This is a genomic window from Mesorhizobium sp. C395A (genome assembly GCF_030323205.1).
Classification (GTDB): Bacteria; Pseudomonadota; Alphaproteobacteria; order Rhizobiales; family Rhizobiaceae; genus Mesorhizobium.
Window position 1 is genome coordinate 1,951,408 of sequence record NZ_CP100473.1, and the last position, 13,128, is coordinate 1,964,535.

Genomic DNA, 13,128 nt, shown 5'->3' on the forward strand with positions numbered 1-13,128 from the left:
TCCTCCCCTCTGATGAAGGGAGTGGCGGACGGCGCGAGGCCGCCCGCCGCTTTTACGCTTACTTCAGGTCGACCTTGGCGCCGGCTGCTTCCAGCTGGGCCTTGAACTTCTCAGCGTCAGCCTTGGAAACGGCTTCCTTGACCGGCTTCGGAGCTGCTTCGACCAGATCCTTGGCTTCCTTGAGGCCCAGGCCGGTGATGGCGCGGACTTCCTTGATGACGTTGATCTTCTGAGCGCCTGCCTCAGTGAGGACGACGTCGAATTCCGTCTTTTCCTCAGCCGGAGCAGCAGCAGCGGCAGCGCCGCCGGCAGCGGCAACCGCCACCGGAGCAGCAGCCGAAACGCCCCACTTTTCTTCCAGAAGCTTCGACAGCTCGGCCGCCTCGAGGACGGTCAGCTTCGAAAGGTCGTCTACGATCTTTGCCAGATCAGCCATTGTTGTATTCCTTCATCAGGTTCGAACGTGTGTTTGTGATAGCGAGGAACGGCCTCATGCCGCCTCGTCCTTCCGGGCGTAAGCGCCGATGACGCGCGCGACCGAAGCCGCTGGCGCATTGACGATCTGGGCGATCCGGGTTGCCGGCGTGGCGATCATGCCAACCAGCCTGGCGCGCAACTCATCGAGCGACGGAAGTGTGGCGAGTGCCTTCACACCGTCGGCGTTGAGCGAGGTGGTGCCCATTGCGCCGCCGAGAATGACCAACTTGTCATTTCCCTTGGCGAAATCGGACGCGACCTTCGGCGCCGCAATCGGATCCTCCGAATAAGCGATCAGCGTCTGTCCCTTGAACAGGTCGATGATCGATGCGGAGTCCGTGCCCTGAAGAGCGATTTTGGCGAGACGGTTCTTCGCGACTTTGACGGTGCCACCGGCAGCGCGCATTTTCGACCGAAGGTCGTTCATTTGCGCGACGGTGATACCGGCGTAGTGGGCCACGACGACTGAACCAGCGCCTGCAAAAGCACCATTCAGGCCCGTGACGAGTTCGCGTTTTTCCGCTCTGTCCACTGCCTATCTCCAGTTGACCCCTGCCCCGCTAGTGGGACAGGCGTCGGGTTGCCTTTTTGCCGGCCGGGCCATCCATTACAGATCTCCCGAACGACGCTCGAGGATCCTGCCCCCTTTCGCCACATCGACGGCAAGCCGGAGATGCGCAGACAAAAGGCAAACACGGTTCGAACCTTTCATTGGAGCTTGTCGCTCCGTTGTCCGGTTTTCACCCGTCTCATGCAGGCCCAATTCAATTAAGGCTTCTGGGCCGCCTGCAATCTCGGACAGGATGTCCGGAAGCCTCTCGACTTCCGGTACCGAGCCGCCGACAAGTCGGAGGCCCGGAATTCACTTGCGGATCAGCGCCTTGGCAGCCGATCCAGATGTTCGTATCAAGACGCTGCGAGCGTCGAGACGTCGAGCTTGAGGCCCGGGCCCATCGTCGAGGTGACCGACACCTTCTTGACGTAGTTGCCCTTGGCCCCAGCCGGCTTTGCCTTGGTCACGGCATCGGCGAAGGCGCGGACGTTTTCTTCCAGCGCCTTGACGTCGAACGAGACCTTGCCGACGCCGGCATGAACGATGCCGGCCTTCTCGACGCGGAACTCGACAGCGCCGCCCTTCGATGCCTTGACGGCGGCGGCGACGTCGGTGGTGACGGTGCCGACCTTCGGGTTCGGCATCATGCCGCGCGGGCCCAGCACCTTGCCCAGACGGCCGACCAGCGGCATCATGTCCGGCGTGGCGATGCAGCGATCGAAGTCGATCGTGCCCTTCTGGACGATGTCGACCAGATCCTCGGCACCGACGATGTCGGCGCCGGCGGCGCGAGCCTCATCGGCCTTGCCGCCACGTGCGAACACGGCGACGCGGACAGAGCGGCCGGTGCCGTTCGGCAGGTTGACCACGCCGCGGACCATCTGGTCGGCATGGCGCGGGTCGACGCCGAGGTTCATCGCAACTTCGATGGTCTCGTCGAACTTCACCGTCGAACGGTCCTTGAGCAGCTTCAGCGCCTCACCAAGGGCATAGGCCTTGTTGGGGTCGATGCCGTCGCGGGACTTCGATACACGCTTTGCAATCTTTGCCATGATCTCAGCCCACCACTTCCAGACCCATCGAGCGGGCGGAGCCCTCGACCATGCGCATGGCCGCCTCGACGTCGTTTGCGTTCAGATCCTTCATCTTCTGTTCGGCGATGGCGCGCACCTTGTCGCGACCGATCGTGCCGGCCTTGATCTTGCCCGGCTCTTTCGAACCTGACGTCAAGTTCGCCGCCTTTTTCAGGAAGTAGCTCACCGGCGGCGTCTTCATGACGAAGGTGAAGGACTTGTCCTGGTAATAGGTGATGACGACCGGGATCGGCGATCCCTTTTCCATTTCCTGGGTCTGCGCGTTGAACGCCTTGCAGAATTCCATGATGTTGATGCCGCGCTGACCAAGTGCCGGGCCGATCGGCGGAGACGGCGTAGCCGATCCCGCTTTGACCTGGAGCTTGAGCTGGCCTGCAATTTTCTTAGCCATCTCTTTCCTGCCTTTATCTCATGCCGGCCCCAGTATCGGGAACACCGGCGGTTGCAGTCTGGTGGTGCGGTCCGCGCGGCCGGCTAAAGCCGCATTCGCCTCCCACCCGTTCATGGCCGCGCGCTTTCCGCGCCGCCTCCCCTTGCCGGCGAACCGGCGCAGGGTTTTCGGATCAGCCCTTTTCGACCTGTCCGAATTCCAGATCGACCGGCACGGCGCGCCCGAAGATCGAAACTTCCACCTTGAGCCGCGCCCGCTCCTCGTCCACTTCCTGGACGAAACCGTTGAACGAGGCGAACGGACCATCCGAAACGCGGATCGCCTCGCCGATCTCGAAAGTGACCGAGGGCTTCGGCCGCTCGACGCCTTCCTGAACCTGGTTCAGGATGCGCTGCGCCTCGGCTTCGGTGATCGGCACCGGCTTGGAGTCACCGAGGAAGCCGGTGACCTTCGGCGTGTTCTTGACCAGCGAGAACACCGCATCGGTCAGATTGGCCTTGAGCAGCACATAGCCCGGAAAGAACTTGCGCTCGGCATCGACCTTGCGGCCGCGGCGGATTTCGACGACCTTCTCGGTCGGCACCACGATCTGCTCGATATCGGCGGACAGGCCCTTCTGCTTGGCCTTGTTCTCAATGTCCTCGGCGACCTTCTTTTCGAAGTTCGAATAGGCGTGGACGATGTACCAGCGCGCGGTCATTTCAAGACTTCTCCGTAATCGCCGGACTTAATGGCCGAGGCTCAGTAACCGCTCGATCGCGTAGCCCATAGCCACGTCGGCGGTGAAGAAAAAGATCATCGCGATGACCGCGAATACGAGCACCATCACCGTCGAGATCATCGTCTCCCGGCGCGACGGCCAAGTCACCTTGGCGGTCTCCGCGCGGACCTGCTGGAGAAAGACGAAAGGATTTGTGGTTTTCGAAGCCATATGCCGCTCTGTCTTCAAGACCCGTTGGCCGGGTCTCCTGGATGATCCCGCTGGCCGGGACGTGCCGCCTGGGTTCAAGTCGGCACCGAATCAGCGCCATTTCGCCCATGCAAATCGGACGCGTAAAGCCGGCTTCCCAGCTCCACGCGTCGCGTGTCTGTTCTGTCTACATAAAACCGATTCTTGATCCACGCAAGTGGCAAGTGTCCGCTTTATGACCAAACGCCGCCTCGGAACCATCCAGTCGTCCCGTCCCGGCTATCGGGGCCTTATGCCTCAGTTCACCCAATATGGCAAGCCGCCTGCCGTTTTTCAATGCCAGACCCTAATTCCGGAGGGTGCATCCGGAAGATCAGGCACGTGATTACAAGTTCCAGGAAATGGCGTTGGGGACGAACCTGCGACCTGCTGTTTTGGAAACCAAATGAAGCGCACGCAAGATTGGAATCCAGCTGCCCATGCCGAGGCAGCTGGATCTACCCAGGGTTAGCTCAGGCGCAGGCGAGTTCGACTCCGGCCACTGCGCCGATTCCGCGTGGCGGGCGTGGGCGCGGCGCGATCACTGCCGGGCACGGGGGCGGGTCGTCGTCATCGTCGGGGCCGAAAGAACGGCCCCGACGCCGCCAAGCCTTGAGAACGCTGCGGCGCGAGGAGGGTCGCCAAGGCAGCACCCGGCCTGAAGTCTCTTTCCCCAGCGTGGGTTTCTCATCCAGAGCCTTCAACGCACTCAGAATCTGGTCGACAGGGATTACCGTGCCGTTGTCCAGGCGGCGCAAGGCAGGCTGGTTTTCCACCGCGCAGGCATCGGACGCCCACGAGGAAAGCAGTGCCCGCTTTTCTCCACTGCTGAGGCGTGGATGGTTGATGACGTTGTCTGGATTGTCGAGCAGGCACAAAGAAGTTTCAATTTTGCCCGAGCGTGCCGCAGAAAGTGTCGGTGTCTCGTAGAAGTTGTCCATCTCCATTCTCCGCAATCTGGGCCTCCCGGCCGAAGCCGGGAGGCGGACCGCAGGGATAACTGAATCGATACGATCAGGCCGCTTTGCGGGTGCGTTCCGTATCCTGGGCGATCTGCTTGCCCACCTGGGCGTCGCCGGCCCCGATGCTAATGCGGCGCGGCTTCAGCTCTTCGGGAATCTCACGGACGATGTCGATGGTCAGGAGACCGTTCTCAAGGTTTGCTGCCTTGATCTTCATGTGGTCGGCAAGCTTGAACGTCTGCCTGAAACTGCGGTAGGCGATGCCCTGGTGCAGCAGCTGGCGTCCGCTCTGGTCATCAGCCTTCTGGCCTGCCACGACCAGTTCGGGTCCATGCTGGGTCAGCTCAACCTCATCCTGGCTGAAGCCCGCGATGGCCATCGAGATACGGTAATCGTTCTCGTCGACCTTCTCGATGTTATAGGGTGGCCAGTCGGGCCGCGTACCATTGTCGGGCATGTCGAAAAGACGGTCAAAACCGACGGTGCTGCGATAGAGAGAGTCAAAGGTTCTCATAGCCACATCCTCCTTGAAGCAACATGGGTACAAGGGCGCCGCCAGCAGCGCCGCCTTTTGCCAAGCCAATCGGCCTCGGCGGGAAACGAATTAGGAAGGGCTGAAAACCGGTTCAAGAGCCCTGTTCAAAAAAATTCCAGTAGCCAGGCCAGCATCCCGCTTCCAATAATTCGCAGCCGCTGAAAAGCAGCTGGCGGCAGCAAAATAGGCCTATTCTGAATGTGAACGCAAATGGCAATTGGCTCGCCAATGGCAGTTGAATCAAGGAAATTGGTTCGTGGAAATACGCCGACTTCGGCATTGCGCATCAGCGCTCTCGCTCTGCGCATGCCTTCGGAACGTCGCTCGTCGAGTGCGCGGCTTCAGCCCAACCAAACGAGGAGCCAAAACAAGGCGTTTCTAAAATGCCGGATTCCAACGAGGAAAATGGCACGGGCAGCAGGGCTCGAACCTACGACCTGCGGTTTTGGAGACCGCCGCTCTACCAACTGAGCTATGCCCGTACGCGCGTTTCAGCGCAGGCGCTTCCTAAAAGCTTCCGGGCGCGCTGTAAAGAGTTGTCTGACGCGCTTTCAGATCCTTTGCCGGAAATCCGGATAGGTGATGACCAGCCCGTCCCTGCCTATGTCGATTTTTCGCCTGCCTGAAGCCGCATGCCGGCGCTCAGCCCCCGGCCGGCGGCTTGTACGGCCCGCCCGGCACGCCCCAGCCCCAGGCCGGCATCGGTTCGGTCTGCGGGTCGCAGGTCTCGCCGAGGGTGGAATTCATCCTGGCAAGCCGTGAGCCCCATTCGACATAGCCCATGAAGGCGGAACGGAATTCGGGATCGTCCGGCAACCCGACCGCATCGGCGGCATCGGCAAGCAGGCTGATCCAGCGGCGGCGCTGTTCCTCCGTCAGATGCTTGCCCAAGTGATGCATGACCATCTCGCGATGGCCGCCATGCTGTTCGCTGTAGGTCTTGGGTCCGCCAAAAACTTCGCCGATGAAGGCCGCGACATGCGCGGGATGATCCGGCGACATGTGTTTGAACACCGGGCCGACCACCGGGTCGCGCGACACCTTGTCGTAAAAGGTTTCCGTCAGCCGGTTGAGGGCTTCGATGCCGCCGGCCCATTCGTAGAGTGTCGGGATGTCCTGGCTCATTGTCGATCCTCCGCCAGCCCGGCGCCGGCACGAAGATAGCGGAAATCGCACCCTGCTCAACCTGCCTCGACGGCGAGTGTGAACCCGCCGCCCTACAATTTGGCGGGGCGATTCGGCGTGATGTCGCTTGCCGGCGTCGCCTTCCTCGGCTCCAGCACGCCCATCCGACCCCTTTCGCTTCCATGAGGATAGGCACGATCAGCCATTGGACGACGGCACCACGCGGCAATTCTCAGGTTTCGGCGCCGATTTGCAGATGCTGGACCCCGTCAGCGCATCCACCGACTGGCGCTCGGTTGTCAGGCCGACCTTCAGCATCATGTCGGGTTCGAGCTGGCGCTCGACCGAACTGCCCTGGAGCGCCCTGAACAAAGCGGGGCTGATCGCCATCTCGTCGAGGTAGGACTTGACCGCCTGCTTCTGCCCCATCAGATAGAGGCTGAGCCGCACCTGGGTACCGACAAGCCGCCTGGCGCCACCGGCCAGCATGAGCGCGCAAGCCGAATCGCAGTCGCCGTCGCCATCGACGCTCAGCCCGGCATAGGCGCCTTCCCTGGCCAGGCAATTCCACTCTGCCGGGTCGCAGCCGACGAAATCGGTGCGGGCAACGGCAACGTCGAGCTTCTTTTCATGGATGATCCGGCCCGCCGCCAGGGCGCCGGAGAGGTCGCCGCCTCGCGAGCTGATCACCACCGGCAGCCGCCGGTTGCCAAGCGTGGCGAGCAATTGGCTGAGTTTCTGCGGCGTCTGGGGCGTAATCGCGCCTTGCGCTGCAATCCATTCCGGGCAGTCGGGATTGCAGAGCGGGTTGCTGCCGCGAACCACGACAAAGCGCATGCCGTCATCGTGCGGCGCGCTCTCCGGCTTCACCGGCAGCGGCGCAGCCTTTGCCACATCCGGCAGGCCGCCGGCTGGCTTGTTCGCCGGTATTTCCCGGCAATTCGGAGCCGGAAGGTCCAGCCTGCACAGGCTTGCGCTGGTCAGCAGATCTGCAGCGTCTTCGCTGGTGACCAGCTTCATTGTCAGCATGTCGCTGAGGTCGATCTGCTGGATGTCGCTGGCCGGCGTGCTCTTCATCGTCTCGATGATGCTGAGGTCGACACCCATCTCCTTGAAATAGGCGGACAGCTTGCGCTCCACCCCCTTGCTCATCTCGTAGGTCTTGTAGCTGCCGGTGTTCTTGCGGCTGACGACCTTCTTGCTGATGACCCGCTTCTTGCCTTTCACGATCCGGTAGCGGACCTGATATTGCACGTTCATCTGCACGATCGTGGTGGTGATCTGGTGGACGCCGAGATAGGCCAGCGGCCCGACCAGGCGCCTGGTGCCGCCGGCCAGCATCATTGGACAAGCGGATGCGCAATAGCTGCCGAGCACATAGGGGCTGCCGATATAGTGCGCGCCTCTGGCGTCGTTCTCCTTGCAGTTTTTCACCCCTGGCTCGCAGCCGACGAACCAGGTCCTGCCGACCGCGATGTCGAGCTTGTTCTTGCGCATCATCCGGCCCATGGCGATGGCTGCATCGACATCGCCGCCGGGAGAGTTGATGACGATCGGCAATTTGCGGCCGCCGAGCGTTTTCAGGGCAGCCTTGAGCAGCGCCGGCGACTTGGCCGATATCGCACCCTCGGCCGATATCCATTCCGGACAGCTCGGCTCACAGCCCGCCGCGTCGCTGCGCACGACGACGAACCGCATCGGCGGATCCGGATCCGGCTCTGAATTTTTTGTCTCGGCCGCCAAGGCGGCAGTGCCCATGGCAAACATCGACACCAGGCAGATCAGCCCCAGTGCCCACCATGACCGACTATGCAAACGGTGCTGTGGAACCATCCGACCAAGCCCTCAATGCAATCTATACTGTAGAGGCTCACAGACTTGCAACAGAGATTGGGACCCCAAAACAGGCACATCTGGCCAACGAAAAAGGGCGGCCCGAGGGCCGCCCCTATCCGTTTCGATCCGGCGATGCCGGGCTCGATTACTCTTTGATGGTGACGACGATGCCGGCACCGACGGTGCGGCCGCCTTCACGGATGGCGAAGCGCAGCTTCTCTTCCATGGCGATCGGCACGATCAGCTCGACATCGACGGTGATGTTGTCGCCGGGCATAACCATCTCCGTGCCTTCCGGCAGCGACACGATGCCGGTCACGTCGGTCGTGCGGAAGTAGAACTGCGGACGGTAGTTGGTGAAGAACGGCGTGTGACGGCCACCTTCGTCCTTGGTCAGGATGTAGGCTTCGGCCACGAACTTCTTGTGCGGCTTCACCGTACCAGGCTTGGCCAGAACCTGGCCGCGCTCGACGCCTTCACGATCAACGCCGCGCAGCAGCGCGCCGATGTTGTCGCCGGCCTGGCCCTGATCGAGCAGCTTGCGGAACATCTCGACGCCCGTGCAGGTCGTCTTGGTCGTCGGACGGATGCCGATGATTTCCAGTTCCTCGCCGACCTTGACGATGCCGCGCTCGACGCGGCCGGTCACGACCGTGCCACGGCCCGAGATCGAGAACACGTCTTCGATCGGCATCAGGAACGGCTTGTCCAGCGGACGAACCGGGGTCGGGATGTAGGCATCGACCGCAGCCATCAGCTCGCGGATCGCATCTTCGCCGATGGTCTTGTTGGAATCTTCCAGAGCAGCCAGCGCCGAACCCTTGACGATCGGAATGTCGTCGCCGGGGAACTCGTTCTTCGACAGAAGCTCGCGAACCTCGAGCTCGACCAGTTCGAGCAGCTCGGCGTCGTCGACCTGGTCGACCTTGTTCAGGAACACCACGATCGACGGCACGCCGACCTGACGGGCAAGCAGGATGTGCTCGCGGGTCTGCGGCATCGGGCCGTCGGCGGCCGACACCACCAGGATCGCGCCGTCCATCTGCGCGGCGCCGGTGATCATGTTCTTCACATAGTCGGCGTGGCCGGGGCAGTCGACATGGGCGTAGTGGCGCGCTGCCGTCTCGTATTCGACGTGCGCCGTCGAAATCGTGATGCCGCGGGCCTTCTCTTCGGGCGCCGCATCGATCTGGTCGTAGCGCTTGTACTCGCCAAAATACTTCGTGATCGCTGCCGTCAGCGACGTCTTGCCATGATCGACGTGGCCAATCGTGCCAATGTTCACATGAGGCTTGTTACGCTCGAATTTACCTTTTGCCATAGTCTCTTTCCTTGGACGGCCTTGACCTTCAGTTCAGTCGAATGCGGGGCGATTAGCGACTACGGCCGAAAAACACAAGTGCCTTGTGGCCGGGTGCGCTGTCCACTCGGTGCGAACCGATGATCCGATTGCGGGATGTGGCGCTGATATAGGAACGCGCGAGCGGAAATGAAATGGGGGCTGCGGGCTCCAGCACCTGTTTGCTATTCCCGCCCATGTCCTGTCCCGCCCATGTCCTGGCCTTTGCCTGCCGGATGTGCAGCCAGCGCCTGGCCCATTGCCGCTACGGCGGCGGTCTGATTTGGTTGCCCCATGCAATTCATACCGACCTCCATACGCGGCCCGCTGTTCATGATCGTTTCGACGGGGTCGTACCTCGTCAACGACACGATGATGAAACTCGCGACCGCGGGCTTGCCGTCCTATGAAGTGCTGTTCCTGCGCGGGGTCGCGGCCACGCTATGGGGCATGCCGCTGCTGTTCCTGCTGGGCTATGGCAGGCAGATTCCATTGATCTTCGACAAACGCGTGCTGCGCCGCAACCTGCTCGAGCTGGCGGCCATCCTTTGCTACGTCGTGGCGCTGGCCAACATGCAGATCGCCGATTCGACCGCGCTCGGGCAGATCACCCCGCTTTTGATGCTGGTCGGCTCCTCCATCCTGTTCGGCGAACGGATCGGCGGCGTGCGCATGGCGCTGATCGGGCTTGGCTTCATCGGTGCGCTCATGGTGGCCCAGCCGACCATGCAGGGCATCTCGGTCTATGCGTTGCTGGCGCTCGGCAACGCGGCATTGGCGGCGGCGCGCGATCTTGCCGGCAGGCGGGTCGCGGCCGAGGTGCCGGGCATGATCGTCGCCATTTCCGCCGTCGTGGTGGTGCTGATCGGCGCGGGCGCCGCGCATCTCGTTTCCGAGCGCTGGGTGATGCCGGAAGCCCGGCACCTGCTGCTCATGGCCGGCGCCGGATTTTTCCTGATCTTCGGCCATTTCTTCATCTTCATGGCCTATCGCGTCGGTCCCACCGGCGTCGTGGCGCCGTTCTACTACTGCTTCACCGTCTGGGCGGTCATCTCAGGCGTTCTGGTGTTCGGCCAGTTCCCGAATGCCCTGGCGGTCTGCGGCATCCTGCTGGTGGTTGCGAGCGGGCTGACCATCGTCTCGCTTGATGAACGCAAGCGCAGGCTGACCGTCGTCGCCTGACCTTCAAGTCAACGCGTCGAAGCAGGTTTGGCCGTCCTGCGGTCAGCCAGTCGGCAGACTAGTGCCTAAAGCGTTCGCTTGCCGGAGAACTGGTGATAGGCCCACAGCACGACCACCGCGCCGATGATGGCGACGATCAGGCTCCAGATGTTGAGGCCGGTCACGCCCGTGGCGCCAAAGGCGCTGAAGATCAGCCCTCCGACGATGGCGCCGACAATGCCGAGCACGATATCCATGATCAGGCCCTGGCCGGTCTTGTTGACGATCTTGCTGCCGATAAAGCCGGCGATGACGCCGAGGATGATCCAGCTGATAATGCCCATTTTTCCTCTCCATTCCCCGCCCGCCGATCATGGTCACATGATTGTCAAAAGCTCAAGCCAACTTGAAATTCCGCCCGCATGGTCCATTGTAGCCGGCGGGACGGGCTTGGTCGTTATGGAGGATTGACCTATGGGACTCTTTGACAACGCCGTACCCGGCGGCAACATCACCAAACCGCTGATGATCGCGCTCGGCGCGCTTCTGGTGGGAAAGATGCTGAGCGGCAGAAGCGCCGAACAGACGAGTGCCGGAGAGACGGGCGAACCCGCTCAGCCTCAAACGCCAGCCCCCACCGGAACCACGGCCTCCAGCGACGGCGGCCTGCTCGGCGGACTGGGCGGACTGCTCGACAAGCTCAAGAATGCCGGCCAAGGCAATGTCGCTGACTCCTGGGTCGGCACCGGACAGAACCAGCCGATCAACGCCAATGATCTCGGCAAGGCGATCGGCCCGCAGGTCATTCGAGAGATCGCGCAAAGGACAGGACTGGACGAGCAGGAGTTGCTCAAGCAATTGTCCACAGCCCTGCCCGGCATTGTCGACAGACTGACGCCGAACGGACAGGTGCCGCAGCAACACCAGGTCGCGTCCGCCTTCAACAGCTAGACTTCTGCGCCTGCATCACGCGCAAACACGCCCGGCACCGCCTTGCGGCTGTCGGGCGTTGCTGCGACCAGCGCCGCGAACCGCCTGGCAGTCGACGCATCGACCGGCGTGTAGACGGAAACCGAGAAATCACTGTCGCGGCCGCCCGGCTGCAGCGTGGCGAAATCGAACGACATCGCGCCGGCGACAGGGTGCCGGATGGATTTCCGCCAGATCGGTGGCTCGGCGATGTCGCGGCTGTTCCAGCACGTGGCGAACGCTTCGCTTGCCGCTTCCAGTGACGAAACCAGCGCAGCCAGCACCGGATCGCGAGTCATGGCGACAGTGGCAAGCCGGAACTGCGCCGCCGCCGAGCGCGAAACCTCCGGCCAGTCGACAAAGCGCTGCCGCCATTCCAGGTCGAGAAACAGCCGGGCGAGCAGGCTGCCGGACCACTCATCATCCGTCTCGAAATCCCCAAGCAGCACCGCCGCCGGATGGTTACAGGCGACGACCTGCCAGTAGCGATTGACGACATATGCCGGGTGCGGCGCCAGCCCGTCGAGCAGGCTGAGCAACGGCGCGCTGGGCAGGCCTTGCGCGCCGAGCCGGTTTCGCCAATCGAGATCGGGCCGCGCCAATTGGAAGAGATAGGCCTGCTCCGACCGGCTCAGTCTCAGCACCCGCGCCAGCGAGCGAAGCACCTGCGGCGACGCGTTCACCTCCCGTCCCTGCTCGAGCCAGGTGTACCAGGTGGTGCTGATCCCCGCCTCGGCGGCGACCTCTTCGCGCCTGAGGCCCGGCGCCCGGCGGCGGCCATTGGCGCCATCGATCCGCGGCAAGCGGTCCCGCCGCTCGCGCAGGAAGCGGGCAAGCTCATCGCGCCGTGGGCCGTCGTATGGCATGCAGTCACCTCCGATACCAGTATAAGCTATAGTCTTGTACTACTTTAAAGGAAAGCTAGGTTGCGGGCGACCGAACATCAGCCCACGGGACTTCGACAATGAACGCGCTCAATGAAATCCGTCAGATCGACTACACCGTCATCTTCGCCCGCGACATGGCCGCCATGCGGCACTTCTACGGGGATGTGATGGAATTTGATCTGCAGCGCGAACTCGGCGACAGGTGGATCGAATATCGGGTCGGCCCGAACACGCTGGCCTTGACCAGCCTCGGCATGATGTTCAACGACACGCCGCAGCAGCGGGATGCGCTGTCGCTGCAGCTGGCATTCCGGGTGGCGCCGGAGATGGTCGCTGCTTGCGCCGAGGCGCTTCAGGCCAAGGGCGTGCAGCCGGTCCTGCCGCTCACCGACCAGGAATGGGGCCACAGGACAGTGTTCTTCCGCGATCCGGACGGCAACGTTGTCGAGATATTCGCTGAGATCTGATGCGGAGTGGGGAGTTTGGAGCGGGTAGCGGGAATCGAACCCGCATATTCAGCTTGGAAGGCTGCTGCTCTACCACTGAGCTATACCCGCATCGTCCTCAAGGTTCGCGGGCTGGCAGTGGTGGAGAGGGTTGGATTCGAACCAACGTAAGCTAAGCTAACGGATTTACAGTCCGTCCCCTTTAACCACTCGGGCACCTCTCCAGCCTGCCGTCGAAGCCTTGCAACGAGGCATTCTCGCCGATCAGGTCGAAACCAGGGTTTTGTCCGAAATCAGCGAAGCGCCTTATGGCGGCAAGGCCAGTGGGTGTCAACCGCACCGCAAGGCAAAATGCGCTGATTTTGACAGCTCACCCGGCAAGCCGGCTTTCTGCCTGTATCCAT

At 62.3% G+C, this 13,128-nt stretch carries 17 protein-coding genes and 3 tRNA genes; 3 read left to right on the forward strand and 17 right to left on the reverse strand.

Translation table 11 applies throughout. From position 1 onward, the window contains the following. Positions 1 to 58 precede the first annotated feature (58 nt). The 13 genes from rplL to tuf all read right to left on the reverse strand — a co-directional run bounded on the left by rplL (position 59) and on the right by tuf (position 9,243). Complete coding sequence (rplL, locus tag NLY37_RS09645) at positions 59 to 436, reverse strand: 50S ribosomal protein L7/L12 (RefSeq protein WP_023667436.1); 378 nt, start codon at positions 434 to 436, stop codon at positions 59 to 61. A gap of 54 nt (positions 437 to 490) precedes the next feature. After that, positions 491 to 1,009 carry a 50S ribosomal protein L10 gene (gene rplJ, locus NLY37_RS09650; RefSeq protein WP_023667437.1) on the reverse strand — a complete coding sequence of 173 codons (519 nt, stop codon included), beginning with the start codon at positions 1,007 to 1,009 and terminating at the stop codon, positions 491 to 493. Between the two features lie 374 nt (positions 1,010 to 1,383). Beyond that, positions 1,384 to 2,082, reverse strand: a complete 699-nt coding sequence (gene rplA, locus NLY37_RS09655; protein WP_023667438.1) for a 50S ribosomal protein L1 — start codon at positions 2,080 to 2,082, stop codon at positions 1,384 to 1,386. Between the two features lie 4 nt (positions 2,083 to 2,086). Next, positions 2,087 to 2,515, reverse strand: a complete 429-nt coding sequence (rplK, locus tag NLY37_RS09660; RefSeq protein WP_006333334.1) for a 50S ribosomal protein L11 — start codon at positions 2,513 to 2,515, stop codon at positions 2,087 to 2,089. Between the two features lie 172 nt (positions 2,516 to 2,687). Continuing rightward, on the reverse strand, positions 2,688 to 3,215 hold the full coding sequence (gene nusG / locus NLY37_RS09665) for a transcription termination/antitermination protein NusG (RefSeq protein WP_006333333.1): 528 nt from the start codon (positions 3,213 to 3,215) through the stop codon (positions 2,688 to 2,690). A 27-nt stretch (positions 3,216 to 3,242) separates the two neighbouring features. Next, positions 3,243 to 3,446 carry a preprotein translocase subunit SecE gene (gene secE / locus NLY37_RS09670; protein ID WP_023667439.1) on the reverse strand — a complete coding sequence of 68 codons (204 nt, stop codon included), beginning with the start codon at positions 3,444 to 3,446 and terminating at the stop codon, positions 3,243 to 3,245. A 491-nt stretch (positions 3,447 to 3,937) separates the two neighbouring features. Next, positions 3,938 to 4,405 carry a hypothetical protein gene (locus tag NLY37_RS09675; protein WP_050588468.1) on the reverse strand — a complete coding sequence of 156 codons (468 nt, stop codon included), beginning with the start codon at positions 4,403 to 4,405 and terminating at the stop codon, positions 3,938 to 3,940. Positions 4,406 to 4,478: 73 nt separating this feature from the next. Continuing rightward, the gene (locus NLY37_RS09680) at positions 4,479 to 4,940 is read right to left on the reverse strand and encodes an Hsp20 family protein (RefSeq protein WP_023667441.1); all 462 of its coding nucleotides are present in this window, start codon (positions 4,938 to 4,940) and stop codon (positions 4,479 to 4,481) included. Between the two features lie 125 nt (positions 4,941 to 5,065). Next, on the reverse strand, positions 5,066 to 5,248 hold the full coding sequence (locus tag NLY37_RS09685) for a hypothetical protein (RefSeq protein ID WP_155924168.1): 183 nt from the start codon (positions 5,246 to 5,248) through the stop codon (positions 5,066 to 5,068). Between the two features lie 119 nt (positions 5,249 to 5,367). Beyond that, positions 5,368 to 5,443 (reverse strand) — tRNA-Trp (locus NLY37_RS09690). Positions 5,444 to 5,603: 160 nt separating this feature from the next. Then, positions 5,604 to 6,086 carry a group II truncated hemoglobin gene (locus tag NLY37_RS09695; protein ID WP_023743052.1) on the reverse strand — a complete coding sequence of 161 codons (483 nt, stop codon included), beginning with the start codon at positions 6,084 to 6,086 and terminating at the stop codon, positions 5,604 to 5,606. A 198-nt stretch (positions 6,087 to 6,284) separates the two neighbouring features. Continuing rightward, positions 6,285 to 7,919 carry a COG3904 family protein gene (locus NLY37_RS09700; RefSeq protein ID WP_023743053.1) on the reverse strand — a complete coding sequence of 545 codons (1,635 nt, stop codon included), beginning with the start codon at positions 7,917 to 7,919 and terminating at the stop codon, positions 6,285 to 6,287. Positions 7,920 to 8,067: 148 nt separating this feature from the next. Next, positions 8,068 to 9,243, reverse strand: a complete 1,176-nt coding sequence (gene tuf, locus NLY37_RS09705; RefSeq protein ID WP_023723394.1) for an elongation factor Tu — start codon at positions 9,241 to 9,243, stop codon at positions 8,068 to 8,070. Between the two features lie 312 nt (positions 9,244 to 9,555). On the opposite strand from tuf, the gene NLY37_RS09710 reads away from it, so the two are divergent. Further along, on the forward strand, positions 9,556 to 10,443 hold the full coding sequence (locus NLY37_RS09710) for a DMT family transporter (protein ID WP_023681464.1): 888 nt from the start codon (positions 9,556 to 9,558) through the stop codon (positions 10,441 to 10,443). Between the two features lie 65 nt (positions 10,444 to 10,508). Here NLY37_RS09710 and NLY37_RS09715 read toward each other — a convergent pair whose 3' ends face one another. Next, entirely contained in the window at positions 10,509 to 10,766 is a 258-nt protein-coding gene (locus tag NLY37_RS09715; RefSeq protein WP_023688411.1) for a GlsB/YeaQ/YmgE family stress response membrane protein, read from the reverse strand. Positions 10,767 to 10,896: 130 nt separating this feature from the next. Between NLY37_RS09715 and NLY37_RS09720 the strand changes: the two genes are divergently transcribed. Continuing rightward, positions 10,897 to 11,373 carry a YidB family protein gene (locus NLY37_RS09720; protein ID WP_023741371.1) on the forward strand — a complete coding sequence of 159 codons (477 nt, stop codon included), beginning with the start codon at positions 10,897 to 10,899 and terminating at the stop codon, positions 11,371 to 11,373. Here the strand turns inward: NLY37_RS09720 and NLY37_RS09725 are convergent. Then, entirely contained in the window at positions 11,370 to 12,257 is an 888-nt protein-coding gene (locus NLY37_RS09725; protein ID WP_023741372.1) for a helix-turn-helix transcriptional regulator, read from the reverse strand. The two genes, NLY37_RS09720 and NLY37_RS09725, sit on opposite strands and share 4 nt — an antisense overlap. 98 nt (positions 12,258 to 12,355) lie before the next feature. Here NLY37_RS09725 and NLY37_RS09730 point away from each other — a divergent pair, with 98 nt between their 5' ends. Further along, positions 12,356 to 12,745, forward strand: a complete 390-nt coding sequence (locus tag NLY37_RS09730) for a VOC family protein (protein ID WP_023688409.1) — start codon at positions 12,356 to 12,358, stop codon at positions 12,743 to 12,745. A gap of 16 nt (positions 12,746 to 12,761) precedes the next feature. On the opposite strand, the gene NLY37_RS09735 is transcribed toward NLY37_RS09730, so the two are convergent. Together NLY37_RS09735 and NLY37_RS09740 are read right to left on the reverse strand one after the other, a co-directional pair. After that, positions 12,762 to 12,835: transfer RNA gene (locus tag NLY37_RS09735), tRNA-Gly, on the reverse strand. A gap of 28 nt (positions 12,836 to 12,863) precedes the next feature. Then, positions 12,864 to 12,948: transfer RNA gene (locus tag NLY37_RS09740), tRNA-Tyr, on the reverse strand. Positions 12,949 to 13,128 lie beyond the last annotated feature (180 nt).

Bases quoted from the DNA above. Each gene is read 5' to 3' on its own strand.
- NLY37_RS09685 (WP_155924168.1), bottom strand. From the start codon at position 5,248: ATGCGCAATGCCGAAGTCGGCGTATTTCCACGAACCAATTTCCTTGAT.
- NLY37_RS09710 (WP_023681464.1), top strand. From the start codon at position 9,556: ATGCAATTCATACCGACCTCCATACGCGGCCCGCTGTTCATGATCGTT.
- NLY37_RS09700 (WP_023743053.1), bottom strand. From the start codon at position 7,919: ATGGTTCCACAGCACCGTTTGCATAGTCGGTCATGGTGGGCACTGGGG.
- NLY37_RS09715 (WP_023688411.1), bottom strand. From the start codon at position 10,766: ATGGGCATTATCAGCTGGATCATCCTCGGCGTCATCGCCGGCTTTATC.
- NLY37_RS09720 (WP_023741371.1), top strand. From the start codon at position 10,897: ATGGGACTCTTTGACAACGCCGTACCCGGCGGCAACATCACCAAACCG.
- rplL (WP_023667436.1), bottom strand. From the start codon at position 436: ATGGCTGATCTGGCAAAGATCGTAGACGACCTTTCGAAGCTGACCGTC.
- secE (WP_023667439.1), bottom strand. From the start codon at position 3,446: ATGGCTTCGAAAACCACAAATCCTTTCGTCTTTCTCCAGCAGGTCCGC.
- NLY37_RS09675 (WP_050588468.1), bottom strand. From the start codon at position 4,405: ATGGACAACTTCTACGAGACACCGACACTTTCTGCGGCACGCTCGGGC.
- nusG (WP_006333333.1), bottom strand. From the start codon at position 3,215: ATGACCGCGCGCTGGTACATCGTCCACGCCTATTCGAACTTCGAAAAG.
- NLY37_RS09725 (WP_023741372.1), bottom strand. From the start codon at position 12,257: ATGCCATACGACGGCCCACGGCGCGATGAGCTTGCCCGCTTCCTGCGC.
- NLY37_RS09730 (WP_023688409.1), top strand. From the start codon at position 12,356: ATGAACGCGCTCAATGAAATCCGTCAGATCGACTACACCGTCATCTTC.
- rplA (WP_023667438.1), bottom strand. From the start codon at position 2,082: ATGGCAAAGATTGCAAAGCGTGTATCGAAGTCCCGCGACGGCATCGAC.
- NLY37_RS09680 (WP_023667441.1), bottom strand. From the start codon at position 4,940: ATGAGAACCTTTGACTCTCTCTATCGCAGCACCGTCGGTTTTGACCGT.
- tuf (WP_023723394.1), bottom strand. From the start codon at position 9,243: ATGGCAAAAGGTAAATTCGAGCGTAACAAGCCTCATGTGAACATTGGC.
- rplK (WP_006333334.1), bottom strand. From the start codon at position 2,515: ATGGCTAAGAAAATTGCAGGCCAGCTCAAGCTCCAGGTCAAAGCGGGA.
- NLY37_RS09695 (WP_023743052.1), bottom strand. From the start codon at position 6,086: ATGAGCCAGGACATCCCGACACTCTACGAATGGGCCGGCGGCATCGAA.